Source organism: Saccharicrinis fermentans DSM 9555 = JCM 21142, assembly GCF_000517085.1.
GTDB lineage: Bacteria > Bacteroidota > Bacteroidia > Bacteroidales > Marinilabiliaceae > Saccharicrinis > Saccharicrinis fermentans.
Map to the genome: position 1 here is coordinate 2,439,300 of NZ_KI912107.1, position 13,208 is coordinate 2,452,507.

Sequence of the window (13,208 nt, forward strand, 5' to 3'; positions counted from 1 at the left end):
TAAAGCACACAGAGTCCCATATTTGTTTTTGAATTCCAACACGTTCAAATATGTAATTTATGTCAAACAAAACCAACCTAAAGTTCAGAATCATTCTGAATGTTATCTTGCCTCTTTTAGTCATATTATTATCGGCTTTCTTTTTTATGGGTATCCAGTTTAATGAATACACCCAAGAAAATGCCATCAATAACACCCAAAAGATGGCGCAGCTCTACTCTTCTCGTGTATCAGAAAGCTTAAATAAAGATTTATTTATGGCTCGATCTTTGGCACAATCCTTACAATCCTTACATCAACTTGCTCCAGAAGAAAGAATCAAAACATCCAATAAGATTATTCATTCCCTGACAAGCAATAATCCCAGTTATAAAGGCACTTGGTATAACTGGCAATTATTTACCATGGACAAAGGCAGAACAGCGCAATATGGTAGACTGAGAAATACTTACTTTAACCATAATGGTATCATATCCCAACAAATGGATACTCTGGATATGAAAGGAGAAGATCCTCAAGGGCTTTATCATACCATACACATGCTCAATACGGAATATGTCACTAATCCATATTACGAAGACTACGAAGGTAAATTAAAAGAGCCAATTATGGAAACAAGTGTTTGCATACCTATGAAACACAATGGTATTTTCGTAGGTTTAGCAGGCTTTGATCTAGAATTAACAAGTTATCAAAAGCTATTTCAGGAATTAGAAACTCATGAAGGAGGAAATGCGATTTTATTCTCAAACAACGGAGATATCATCGCATCAAAAAACAACGAATGGTTAGGCAAAAACATCATAGATCTAAAACATGGTTTTGCCACCCCTCAGGAACTTTTCAAAAGAATGGAGGATACAGCATCATTTACACAGGAGTACGATAGTATGCATGGAAAAGAATACTTCTCCTATTCAAAAATTACTTTAGGCAATAGCCCCACCTCATGGGGACTGGCTTACAGCACTCCTACAAAAGTTGTGATGCAACAGGCCAACCGCTTAAAGTATATACTATTGATAGTATTACTTATTTCAATAGTAATGATCATATTTTTATTACGAAGATTAATAAATAGCATCCTTACTCCCATCAATGCAGCATCTAGCTTTGCCGCACAAATAGAATCAGGCAACTTAAATACCACGATGCACTATCAAAAGGAAGATGAAATAGGGAAAATGGTTCGATCACTACAATCAATGGGACAACGGTTTAATGAAGTCATCCACAACATCGATCGTATTTCAGAAACCATTGATCGCACTTCAAAACATATTGATACTGAAACAACGAAATTAGCAGAAGGGGCCTCGGAGCAGGCTTCTGGCATGGAAGAAATTACATCATCCATGGCCGAAGTTATGGATAGCGTTCATGCCAACACTGATAATGCTGTTAGAACCGGTCAAATATCAAACGAAGCTGCAAAAGAAATTACCAACAGTCTGGGGACAGTAAAAAAAGCAAACCAATCGATGCTGGAAGTAACAAACAAGGTAAACGAAGTAAAAGATATTGCCGCTCAAACCAATATTTTAGCCCTAAACGCAGCCGTAGAAGCGGCTCGCGCTGGCGAAAGCGGAAAAGGATTTGCAGTCGTAGCCAGTGAAGTAAGAAAATTAGCTGAACGCATAAAAACACTAACCGAAGAAATTGAAGTATTAACCGAGGTAGGTAAAAACAACTCCAATGAAGCCACTGAAAAATTAGAAGCTATAGCACCTGAGATCATTAAAACAGCCGAATTAGTCCAACTCATCTCCGAAGATTCAGAAAATCAAAGCATCGCCGTTAACCAGATTAATTCGGCACTTTCGCAATTAAACCAAATCACTTCGCAAAATGCTACTCAAGCAGAAATTATGCAACAGTATATTGAAAAACTAACCCAAGAATCGAAAAAAATGAAAAATACTGTGGATTACTTTCAAGTATAAAAATAGTATAAACAATCGCTTCTTTACAGCCTCTAATCATATAATTGATGGGGCTATTTCCTTTTGACCGTAAAAAGAACACATGCTTTTCACTGGTTCAACCTTTATTGACAATCCAACATAAGTACCATAGGTGAGATATCGATTAAAGATCTTTTTTTTATCTTCGAGGCAAACAAAACGATTTTATCATGAACCTACTCTTAATTTCTGTTGCTCCAGTATTCATCATTCTGGTATATATTTATTATCGCGACAAATATGAGAAAGAACCGATTGCCCTTTTAATGAAAGGATTGCTAGCAGGGATTCTATGTGTATTCCCCGTTATTTTGACCGAACAAATAGTTTCTTCATTATTACCCGTTCTTTTTTCAGAAAATATAGGAATGGCTTTTGGAAACGCTTTTCTAGTAGCTGGCCTATGCGAAGAAACATTTAAATTAATAGCTGTTTATATACTTATTTGGAAAAATCCAAACTTTAACGAACGTTTCGACGGCATTGTTTATGCAGTATTTGTTTCCCTTGGATTTGCCCTGATAGAGAACATTATGTATGTATTTTCCAACGGATTTCACGTTGGCATCTCAAGGGCACTAACTGCGGTTCCTGCACATGCCATGTTCGGTATTATAATGGGATATTACCTAGGATTAGCCAAATTCATACCCGCCCAAAGAATCAAATATTTTACATTGGCCTTTTTCACACCTTTCTTATTTCATGGTTTCTATGACTTTATCTTAATGGTGAAAATTCAATGGCTCCTATTCTTGTTTTTTCCGTACCTGATTTTTTTGTTATTAAGAACCCAAAAAAGAATGAAAGAACACGAACAAAATTCAATATTTAAATATCAATAATACATCCACAATGAATTTAGAAACTGAATTATCATATACTGCTTCCAGAAGTTCAGGGCCGGGAGGTCAGAATGTAAACAAGGTAAATACACGTATTACCCTTCACTTTGACGTAATGAATTCTTTGATTCTGAACTCACACCAAAAACAAGTTATATTAGATAAACTACAAAATAGAATTAATAAAGAAGGCCAATTGGTTATTGCATGTGAAGAGACCCGATCGCAATTACGAAACAAAGAACTTGCCATTGAATTACTCCACCAGTTAATTAACCAGGCATTAAAGCCGATTATCAAACGAAAAGCCACCAAGCCAACGCATTCTTCGAAATTAAAAAGACTTAAAGACAAAAAGAACCACGCCAACAAAAAGGTAAACCGTCGAAAACCCGATTATTAATTAACCACACAGCACCCCAACATCTTTACAAAAAAGATAAATAAAGCCATGATATAGTGTTTTTCACACTTTACATTAAAAAATCCATTACACCTAATAAATGAGGCGTAAAATACCTCCAGAATTTATACTTGCCGGTTAACTGTCTGTTCTGCGAGTTCCATATGCTCCATAAAAAAGCGAGCTAAGGTGATATCTATTCTACCTTGCGAAGGAAAACAATAGTTTTCTTGCAGCCACTAAATATGAACCTTATCTTTCTATTTGTTCCTCACAAAAATTAATTTAGAACGACTCTTCATTTTTTCCCTTTGTTCTATTTCAAATTTACCTGTTGATTTTATTAAAGGTGTCAATTTTTGGAAACCATAATTTCTAGGGTCAAAATTCGTTTGCTTTTTCTGCAATAAACTACCCACATCACCCAAAAATGCCCAACCATCATCATCAGACAGATCAGTTATCGTGGTGGCAATCAATTTAATTTCCTTTGCCGTAATTTTATCCACCGTAACCTTTTCTCCATCCTTCTCATTCTCTGATTCCTTAGGCTTGGTTTCATTCTTTAATATCTCAAGATAAATAAACTTATCACAGGCCACAATGAAAGGATTAGGTGTTTTCTTCTCACCAATACCAATCACCTGCATCCCAGCTTCACGCAATCGAGTAGCTAGTCGGGTAAAATCACTATCACTGGATACCAAGCAAAAACCATTTACTTTTTCCGAATATAAAATATCCATCGCATCAATAATCATGGCTGAATCAGTGGCATTCTTACCTGTTGTATAACCATATTGCTGAATAGGTGTAATCGCATTTTCAAGCAGCAGGTTTTTCCATTTCGACAAATTTGGTTTTGTCCAATCTCCATAAATCCTTTTAATAGTAGGATTTCCGTATTTGGCAATTTCTTCCATCATTTCTTTTATGTATGCCGATGGAATATTATCTCCGTCTATCAGTACTGCTAAATTGATATTCATTTTATTATAATATTATAATTATTCATTACTGGCTTATTCATATGTAACATAGAAAACAAGAGTAAAAGATGTCTCAATTTTATTTAGATATCTTTTTTAGCTCCAATGGATAGAGCAATCTTCTGATCCAACTCTTTCACCTTTAATTCCATTTCGACCATACCATCTACTTTCACTGTATCTTTACGCACATACCCTACATATTTAAGCCAAGCATTTGACCTAAGCCTTCTTCTTTTTTGAATCCACACAAACAACGAGTCATCTTGCAATTCATCGACTGTAGGATAAGGTTCTCCCATTTCTATTTGAGGATATAAATCTAACAACACCTTCTTCGCCATCAGAAAATGGCCTGCATAATTGGGGTGTACACCATCTGGCATAAAAGTAGAATCTCCTTGAAGTGTTTTTGCCTTTGCCAAGATGGACTTTAAATAATTATGCCAATCTATCACCAGAAAGCCTTCCTCTCTTAGTGACAATATCCAATCTGCATAAGTATCCAACACCTCATTATATTTATAATATGGATGACGGAAAGAATGGGCTTCGCCTTCCTTAGTTAAGTCCTCCTTTTTAGGATCCGGATCAAACAAAGTAGGTGTCATCAAAATAAGCTCCGCCCCTACACCTTTCACTTTTTCACTTAGTCGGTAGATACCCTTTTTATATGCTTCTAAACGTTCCTCATCCGGGTTTGAGAATATTCCATCATTCATTCCATAGCAAGTCATTACCAAGTCGGGCTTTACCATGGACAAAGCACTATCTAAGCGTTGATGTATGCATGGTCTTGGAAAAGGATGCTCAGCTTCTGATGCTCCATTTACTGTTTCACTAGATAATCCAATACTGATGATATCCAACTTTTCATTGGGGAAACTTTTTCGCAAATAATATTCTATATAAGTAACGTAAGCTCCATTTTGAGTAATACTGTTACCTAAAACGAGTACTCTTTTATTATGCAGAACTTTAAGCTCTTTGAGAGAAGGCGTACATGAAACAATCAAGAATATTGAAAAAGCGAAGGATATAAATTTCATTTGAAATAAGGCATTTTTAAGTTGGTTAATCACTATTGATCCCCAATATTAATAATAAGTTTTCAATTATTAATATGGGGATATGGTCAATATATCAACTTATACCAAAAAATTTACTTTCTGGCAGCCTGAAGGTATGGTAAAAATGTTTTAATTAATTCTGGGTACTGTTGAGCCACATTGTTTTGCTCCCTAATATCGCGCTCTAAATCATACAGTGCATAAATAGGGTCTTGATCGGGTTTGTTGGAATTCATATAAAAAAACTTCCACTTACCCACACGTAGCACCTGCATATTCCTCCATTCCCAATACAAATATTTATGTTGTTTTTGTTGGGCATCATTCCCTAACAGTGTGGGTAACAGACTCATTCCATCAACATGATCTGGTATAGAAATACCTACTAGCTCACAAACCGTTGGAAGAAAATCCCAGAAGGCACTTATGTGATTAGTTGTAACACCTGCCTTTATTTTCCCTGGCCAACGGGCAATAAAAGGAACACGAATACCTCCTTCATAAAGATCTCGCTTAGCCCCTCTTAAACCACCTGAACTATTGAAAAATTCCATACTCTGTCCTCCTTCATTACTAGGCCCATTATCACTCCCAAACATAATAATAGTATTCTCATCAATATCCAATTTTTTTAGCAAATCCATTATTCTGCCAATATCACGATCCATTCTCGAAACCATTGCAGCATATGTAATATTTGGTTCATCCTGACAACAATATCCCTCAACATACTGACTGCCATAACCTTGATCCTTAACATTACTATTAACATATCCAGGTTTTGTTTTAGGTGTTTCAGGCCATTGATATTTACGATATGGTTCTTTAGAATCTTCAGGAACTGTTAACTCAGCATGTGGTATAGCATAAGGCAGATATAAAAAGAAAGGCTTATTCTTATTTTCTTGAATAAAACCCAGGGCCTCCTTGGTAAATTCATCATGATTATAGGTTCCTTTACCCGGAATATAATATCCATTTTCGTCGCGAATATTTAAGTTTTCGTTATAAAAAACTTTATCATGATTACGCCACATAAACTCCGGATAATAAAAATGAGCAAAACCTTGGTTATCAAAACCAAACCAATGATCAAATCCTTTTTGATTTGGGCTATTAGCTGCTAAAGGACCTTCAGCCAGGCCCCATTTACCGATAGCACAAGTTGCGTATCCTTCCGACTTAAGCAATTCAGAAACAGTAACATCCGATGCATCCAATAAGACACCATTTTTCTTTACAGAAGCATGTCCCATATGCATCCCTGTCATTAGTGAGCAACGAGATGGCGAACATACTGTTTGACCCGAATAATGATTCGTAAACCGGATTCCTTCGGAAGCCATTTTATCCAGACAAGGTGTTTGAATCTTCTCCTGTCCATAACATCCTAATTCACCATATCCCAGGTCATCAGCGAGAATATAAATGATATTAGGTTTAGGTTTTGATTTTTCTTTGGCACTTGTACAACTTATCGCACCTAAAGTCATCAATAGAACAAAAACAATTTGTATTTTTATGTGTATCATAAATAAAAGAAGTTACTTGACCCGATCGGATCAATTGTTGGTAAAATGCGATGTACAAATAATACATAATAAAACTCATGCGTAAATTACAGAATCTCATCCTATCTGAAAAATACGGACTAATTCAAATAACCCCCACTAACAAGCATGATAGATCGGCAAAAAACAAGATAACAAGTTAATTATCATCATATATTTGTATCCTAACAAAGTTGCCCTTTATAACAATTATAGTTGTACTTCTCTGTCAAAATAATGTAGCTGCGGGTCAATACCCCCGTCTTCTTGCTTGCTCAAAATAAGCTAAGTAAAAAACAACTATAAAACAAATACAATCCAGCGGCACCAATAAATATTATCAACTAAGAGCCTTTATCTACCATTGTCGTCTAATGGTATTTGAATACATAAAGTTACTCCGGCCTTTCCAAAATCATTCCCTTCACACAAACATCGTAATTCACATAAGTATTCCATGCCCCGTGAAGCCAAAGTAGAACTTTATACCCTTGGTTCGCCACAACTATCGGGCGTATATTTCGATAGTTAGAATCCGAGGTAATTGCTTTCCATTTTATTGTAGACACATCATCTTTAGAACCAATCGTAGCCTCATAAATCTCATGTCTCCCCCCTAAATCCTCACCAGTACTAGGGTTAACATCGGTTGAAATATATACTTTCTTGGGGTTAGTAGGATCAAACGTCATCAAACCAGTATAAGAACTTTCAACATAATACAAACATTTACCGGCATACGCTATTTCACGATCATTCCATTGCTTACCATCCCAAGATGCCATACGATACCTATGATCCGAATTGCTTAAATACAGAGAATACCCGATATAAGGATAACCATTTTCATCTTGCCCCATCGCACACGTCCAACCACTATTAGGCACACTCTCATAACCTATAGGTTTTTCCTTCGATTCGCTACCCGTATAAATCTTTTCTCCTTCAGAAGTATACAAAGGACCTTCTTTTAAATCTTTAATTTTTGTCCCATCTACTCTATAAAAAGCTCCTTCTTTATACTGTGCATAATAAACGCTGTTCCCATACATGCGGGGATGCGCATCCGTGTAAGCGATACCAATCGTATTTTCATCTAACTGCACATAACAACAGTAAGGTCGTTGCCGACCTTTTACATCATTAGCGATAAAATGGGTTCTATTGCTCCATGTTTGACCGTGATCATTCGAAACGATAAAAGCGGGATTAAAGGTTTCTCCATCACGATACAGATTATACAAGCGTTCTTCATTTTTTAAATAATAAAGATTCATATAAGTAACTCCTCTTTTATCATCATATACATGCTTATATTCCATCCTTTCACCCCAATTCATATAATTATTAGGTGCGGAAATATTATAATAATGAACCTTTTCATTGCCATGCTTTGCCCATACTGCTAATATACGTCCATCCGGACGAACATACAATGCTGGGACATCATGGTCGTCAGCTTGCATCTTTTCATGAAGCGTCACCTTACCCCAAATAGAATCAACATCCAAATCATAAACCCCTACATTCACATCTCCTTGCTGTCCATCCACACCACCAATAACCAGTTTTCCATCATTAATAACAGCTCTGGGACCCTGATACCAGCACCAACCTCCATTATACATAAAGGTTGTAAATTGTGATTTCTTTTTTTCATCATTGGGCAAAGGATAAAATTTACGCACATATTTATACATTTCGGTTCCTGCCGCCAAAAAAGCTCCACTACCATACAATTCTGTATATTCAGGATAGCTACATCCAGGAGCAGCTCCTACCGGCTGCACGTACCCCACCATACCTTGGTCAGTTACTGCATTTTTCAATGCACTCCATGCACTCAATAAAACAGGTTCATAAACGTCCTTATCCAATATTCCATTTTCAATGCCCCAAGCCAAACCAAACACAAAAAAAGAAGTTCCACTAGTTTCTATATTAGGATAGTCATTCTCATCTCCCAATAAACCAGACGACCAAGTGCCATCATTGCGCTGTGTCTTTTTTATTGTTTCCGACATCTTTTTAAAAAGGTCAATGTAAAAATGGCGACCATCCCAGCTGGCTGGCAAGTCAGGAATCATTAGGGCCAATCCCCCATAAACCCAACCATTTCCACGCGACCAAAAAACCTTATGTCCATTTTTTTCTTTTTTATCCAAAAAACTCTTATCGCGGAAAAATAATTGCACCTCCTCATCCCAGAGTATATCGTAGGTCATATGGTATTGTTGATCCATATAGTCCAAATACTTTTTCAAACTGGTCACCTTAGATAAACGAGCCCATACAGGAGGAGCCATAAACAAAGCATCACACCAGTGCCAATGCCATTCATCACGCCTCTCACTCTCCATCATTGCATTAAACTGTTTCATCGTAGGTTGGAGCATATACTCTTTGGCAGTTAAACGATACATATTCAAGTAAAACTGTCCCACCGCTTGATCATCAGCATGATACATACGCTTATGCAACTTCCATTGGTGCTTGTTTCCCATCTCAATTAACCAATCTTCATATTTATTGTCACCTGCTATTTCAGAAAACTGGAACAGACCTGTATAAAATGTAGCTGGCAACCATTCTAAATCATGGTAAGGCTTTCGGTGATGCCACTTTTTACGATTTTCATCTGGAGGCAACGCGCGATACTTACCCTGCTCATCCCAGGTGTTTAACTGCCAATCGGCCACTCGTTGTGTAATCTCAAATACATCAGAAGCATTTGGTATCGGTTGTTTTTGGGTGCACGACACCCATACCATCATTAGTAAAAGAGGAATCAACTTTTTCATGTTTAGAACTTTCATTTAAATAAATTAATTACTGATTTGAAGTTGGTTAAACCTCGCAATTTTTGCTAAAATATCCTATCTTTAACCATGTTGTAACGGTACTTGTAACCGTTACAACATGGCATTACATTCTAGAAACATGTCATTTACAACACAACAACTATAGCCACACTAATTTAAAATCTGCACAACGAAAACCCATAACAGTGCTTTCTATAAACGACAAAACGCGTCTGATTCAACAAATAATCAATAGTAAATCTTTTAGGAAAGCGAGCACAAGTTCAGCTCTACTTAAATATCTTTTAAAGGCACACCTCAATGGCTCTTATCTAAAAGAAGACATTATTGATCTGGAATTTTTTGGAACAAAAGCTAAAACAGATAAATCAACCACTAGAGTTAGGGTTAGCATGTATAACCTAAGAAAAAAACTAGATATTTTTTATGACAACGAAGGTAAAGAAGAGAACTGGAGAGTATGGATAGATAAAGGTCAATATGAGCTTAGATTTGAAAAAAGACAAAAAAAATTCAAAAATAAAATTAAGTTATTTAATAAGCATATAGTTGGGTACAGCCTCCTAATAGCAATCTCATCCTCTCTAATCATCATGCAATTACCACCATCCAAACCACAGATATGGAAAAGATTTATCAATGAAGAAACTACATTATTTATTGGTGATGCTTTCGGAATGCAAGGAAAAACCATAACAGGCCAGACTGGATTTACACGAGATTATAATATTAACAGCATTGAAGAATACTATCAGTTAATAGAAACAAAGCCCGAATTAAAGGAACATTTACATCCGGCCTATTATCAATATTTTACAGGAATGGGTGCCTATGCCGCACGCGACATCGCCTTATTGCTATCACCCTACAATCGACGGTTCGATGTGAAATTTGACTCCAATACCTCACTAGACGATATTAAAAGTGGAAATGCAATATACGCAGGCCCACTGCTAACCAACCCTAAGTTTATTTCATTATTTAACGATGCCAACAACCACTTTAAAGTAAGCAAATACATGCTTGAAATAAGAAACATTCCAGGGATAAAAGACACATCCATTGATATTTCTACGGCAGGAAAAGAAACAGACTACGCTATTGTATCGAAATACCCGGGTCCTATGGGCACTGAACATTTTGTCTTTTTCTCTAATCATGACATGGGAGTCTCTGCCACTATTGAGTACTTCACACAAAAAGATTCACTTAAAAATTTCTCCAAGCAACATCTCAATCATCACAAATACTTTACCGCTTTGTTTAAAGCACATGGCAGAGAAAGAACAAGTTTAAATTTACAACTACTTTGGGTCTTTCCATTTAACTAGTCTTTGCAAGAAAACTCCAAATACTGCGTTATTCTCATTTTTGAAACAGTCATTTACAATCAGTAAACTCCTTGGTTTCAAAAATATCGAAAGCCTTGTCTTTGAAGCTTTCATATGATTATCAATTTGTCTTTCAATGGTCATATGGAACTCCCGATGAATTTTAATCATTCTTCTGTGTGTATTTTAGAATGCTAAAATTCATGCTCGTTTCTTATCAAAGACAGAAAAAACAGTCCTTTTCTTGCAGCCACTAACTAAGATTTATCAGTAAAAAACGTTTTACAGATTAACACCAGTTCCTTGCATAGAGCTGTCGTGATCCCACATAATTATCCAAGGATCATTGGTCTCTCGCTGAAAGGCCTTTAACTTATACTTCATCGACGCCAATATATCATGGCATTTTCTTTTTGTAGCTAAATTATCAACTTCCCAAGGATCTACCGACAAATCATAGAGTTCAAATTCCGGGCGATACAAATAATCTTTCATCTTTCTATTTCCATAATATTCACTTTTACTTCGATAAACCCCTTGCCATGTTGAAGAAGCCCAGAGATCTGAAGCAAAGGGATACTCTATGCGGCTTGCTATATTCCAGATCAATTTATAATTATTGAATCTAACCACACGCATTGGGTAATACATCGTAATTTCATGAAAAGTATGAGAAGCAAAAATTTGGTTCCATCCTTCGGTTTCACCCTTTTCAACTACATTTTTAAATGATTTCCCATGAAAATCCTCTATATTATAGGTGATTCCTACCATATCTAAAATAGAAGGCGCTAAATCTACCCATGATATCATTGCATCATTCTCCCCTCCTACTAACTTGCTAAATGGATCCTTTATAATGCATGGCAACTGAATACCTGGCTCATATACGGTTGTTTTAGCTCCGGGAAAGGCCATGCCGTTATCTGAAATATAAATTACAATCGTATTATCCCACTTACCGGCTTCTTTCAACATAGACATCAACTTACCAAAGCCCTGGTCAATACGGGAAATACTTTGGTAATACTGTGCTATCTCTTCTCTACTCTGTTTTGTATCCGGCAAGAATTCAGGTACAATTACATCTTTAGGATCGTATACTTTCGTTTCAACACCAGCATAACCTTCTTCTTTATTTCCAAAACTATTCGGTAAGTCCCATCTTTCCGGCTTAAAGGGATATCCTCGATGTGGATCATCCGTACAAAAATATAGAAAGAAGGGACTATCTGCATTTAAAACCTTCTCACATTGCTCAGCCATTTGAACTGTATTACGAGGATCTGCTTCTAATACCTCCTGAAAATGATAGACCGATTCCGGCGCCACATGATACTTTCCTATCCTGGCTGTATGGTAGCCCTCATTTTCCATTAATACAGGCAACGACTTTACGTCACCAAAAGTACTAAAATGATGATAATCATGCACATGACCATACGAACCCGTCGCATGCCCATATTTCCCTGTTAATATAACAGAACGACTGGCAGCACAACTAGCACTCGTACAATAAGCATTATTAAACAACATACCCTCAGAAGCCAACTGGTCAAGATTGGGTGTTTGGATCACAGAATTTCCATAACACCCTAAAGCATCCTTTCCGTGATCATCAGATACAAACAGTATCACATTGGGTTTTGCCTTTAATTGAATATCTTTTCCCTGCTTTTTATCGACATGTATACAAGAAGATAAAAATAAATCTGGTATTAGTAAGCCAACAATGGATAGTAGAATTATTACTTTACTCATAAATCTAAGTTTTGAAATATTTTTGATACCAAATATAATCCATCTATAGAAGCCCAATGTATTTATGCATATATCTGGATGATTTATGCGTAATTATTGTATAGTATCTCAGACAATATATGTTTTTTCGGCGCGCCTTTACTATATTTGCATTCAATGAAAAAGATAGCACTCAACGAATATTGCCCATGCTGCGGATATAATTCTTTTGATCCGGAAAAAAGACTAGAATTAGAGATATGTCAAATATGCTACTGGGAAGATGATCCCTTGCAATTTAACGATCCAAAACTAGAATACAGTTGCAATTTAGTGTCACTGGAGCAAGCTCAAAAAAATTTTGACGAAATTGGTGTTAGCTTTCATGATATGAAAATGTATTGTCGAAAAATCACAAAGGAAGATAAAAGAAATCCAGCGTGGTAAACTCATATCATTTATTGAAGCTATTCCATCCATCACAAATCATATTT

Annotated in this window: 10 protein-coding genes; 5 read left to right on the top strand and 5 right to left on the bottom strand. The window is 36.2% G+C overall.

The features are described 5' to 3' along the window. Nucleotides 1–59 precede the first annotated feature (59 nt). The 3 genes from CYTFE_RS0109670 (at nt 60) to arfB (ending at nt 3,212) form a co-directional block, all read left to right on the top strand. The gene (locus CYTFE_RS0109670; protein ID WP_027471619.1) at nt 60–1,943 is read left to right on the top strand and encodes a methyl-accepting chemotaxis protein; all 1,884 of its coding nucleotides are present in this window, start codon (nt 60–62) and stop codon (nt 1,941–1,943) included. A 191-nt stretch (nt 1,944–2,134) separates the two neighbouring features. Next, nucleotides 2,135–2,809 carry a PrsW family glutamic-type intramembrane protease gene (locus CYTFE_RS0109675; protein ID WP_027471620.1) on the top strand — a complete coding sequence of 225 codons (675 nt, stop codon included), beginning with the start codon at nt 2,135–2,137 and terminating at the stop codon, nt 2,807–2,809. Nucleotides 2,810–2,819: 10 nt separating this feature from the next. After that, nucleotides 2,820–3,212 (top strand): alternative ribosome rescue aminoacyl-tRNA hydrolase ArfB, encoded by a 393-nt coding sequence (gene arfB / locus CYTFE_RS0109680; protein ID WP_044214076.1) that lies wholly within the window; start codon nt 2,820–2,822, stop codon nt 3,210–3,212. A gap of 260 nt (nt 3,213–3,472) precedes the next feature. Here the strand turns inward: arfB and CYTFE_RS0109685 are convergent, their stop codons facing one another. The 4 genes from CYTFE_RS0109685 to CYTFE_RS28680 all read right to left on the bottom strand — a co-directional run bounded on the left by CYTFE_RS0109685 (nt 3,473) and on the right by CYTFE_RS28680 (nt 9,637). Beyond that, nucleotides 3,473–4,201 carry an NYN domain-containing protein gene (locus CYTFE_RS0109685; protein ID WP_027471622.1) on the bottom strand — a complete coding sequence of 243 codons (729 nt, stop codon included), beginning with the start codon at nt 4,199–4,201 and terminating at the stop codon, nt 3,473–3,475. Between the two features lie 83 nt (nt 4,202–4,284). Next, nucleotides 4,285–5,250 carry an SGNH/GDSL hydrolase family protein gene (locus CYTFE_RS0109690; protein WP_044262722.1) on the bottom strand — a complete coding sequence of 322 codons (966 nt, stop codon included), beginning with the start codon at nt 5,248–5,250 and terminating at the stop codon, nt 4,285–4,287. Between the two features lie 113 nt (nt 5,251–5,363). Then, on the bottom strand, nt 5,364–6,803 hold the full coding sequence (locus tag CYTFE_RS25980; RefSeq protein ID WP_044214074.1) for an arylsulfatase: 1,440 nt from the start codon (nt 6,801–6,803) through the stop codon (nt 5,364–5,366). A gap of 413 nt (nt 6,804–7,216) precedes the next feature. Further along, entirely contained in the window at nt 7,217–9,637 is a 2,421-nt protein-coding gene (locus CYTFE_RS28680) for a glycoside hydrolase family 88 protein (protein WP_081735961.1), read from the bottom strand. Nucleotides 9,638–9,828: 191 nt separating this feature from the next. Here CYTFE_RS28680 and CYTFE_RS0109705 point away from each other — a divergent pair, with 191 nt between their 5' ends. Further along, nucleotides 9,829–10,974 (top strand): hypothetical protein, encoded by a 1,146-nt coding sequence (locus CYTFE_RS0109705; protein ID WP_052343125.1) that lies wholly within the window; start codon nt 9,829–9,831, stop codon nt 10,972–10,974. A gap of 282 nt (nt 10,975–11,256) precedes the next feature. Here the strand turns inward: CYTFE_RS0109705 and CYTFE_RS0109715 are convergent, their stop codons facing one another. Continuing rightward, a complete protein-coding gene (locus CYTFE_RS0109715; protein ID WP_052343126.1) occupies nt 11,257–12,735 on the bottom strand; it encodes a sulfatase family protein in 1,479 nt (492 codons plus the stop codon). A gap of 156 nt (nt 12,736–12,891) precedes the next feature. On the opposite strand from CYTFE_RS0109715, the gene CYTFE_RS0109720 reads away from it, so the two are divergent. After that, on the top strand, nt 12,892–13,161 hold the full coding sequence (locus CYTFE_RS0109720; RefSeq protein WP_027471627.1) for a CPCC family cysteine-rich protein: 270 nt from the start codon (nt 12,892–12,894) through the stop codon (nt 13,159–13,161). Nucleotides 13,162–13,208 lie beyond the last annotated feature (47 nt).

Coding starts and splice junctions, on each gene's coding strand:
- CYTFE_RS0109720 (WP_027471627.1), top strand. CDS start 12,892: ATGAAAAAGATAGCACTCAACGAATATTGCCCATGCTGCGGATATAAT.
- CYTFE_RS0109690 (WP_044262722.1), bottom strand. CDS start 5,250: ATGAAATTTATATCCTTCGCTTTTTCAATATTCTTGATTGTTTCATGT.
- CYTFE_RS28680 (WP_081735961.1), bottom strand. CDS start 9,637: ATGAAAGTTCTAAACATGAAAAAGTTGATTCCTCTTTTACTAATGATG.
- CYTFE_RS0109670 (WP_027471619.1), top strand. CDS start 60: ATGTCAAACAAAACCAACCTAAAGTTCAGAATCATTCTGAATGTTATC.
- CYTFE_RS0109715 (WP_052343126.1), bottom strand. CDS start 12,735: ATGAGTAAAGTAATAATTCTACTATCCATTGTTGGCTTACTAATACCA.
- arfB (WP_044214076.1), top strand. CDS start 2,820: ATGAATTTAGAAACTGAATTATCATATACTGCTTCCAGAAGTTCAGGG.
- CYTFE_RS0109685 (WP_027471622.1), bottom strand. CDS start 4,201: ATGAATATCAATTTAGCAGTACTGATAGACGGAGATAATATTCCATCG.
- CYTFE_RS0109675 (WP_027471620.1), top strand. CDS start 2,135: ATGAACCTACTCTTAATTTCTGTTGCTCCAGTATTCATCATTCTGGTA.
- CYTFE_RS25980 (WP_044214074.1), bottom strand. CDS start 6,803: ATGATACACATAAAAATACAAATTGTTTTTGTTCTATTGATGACTTTA.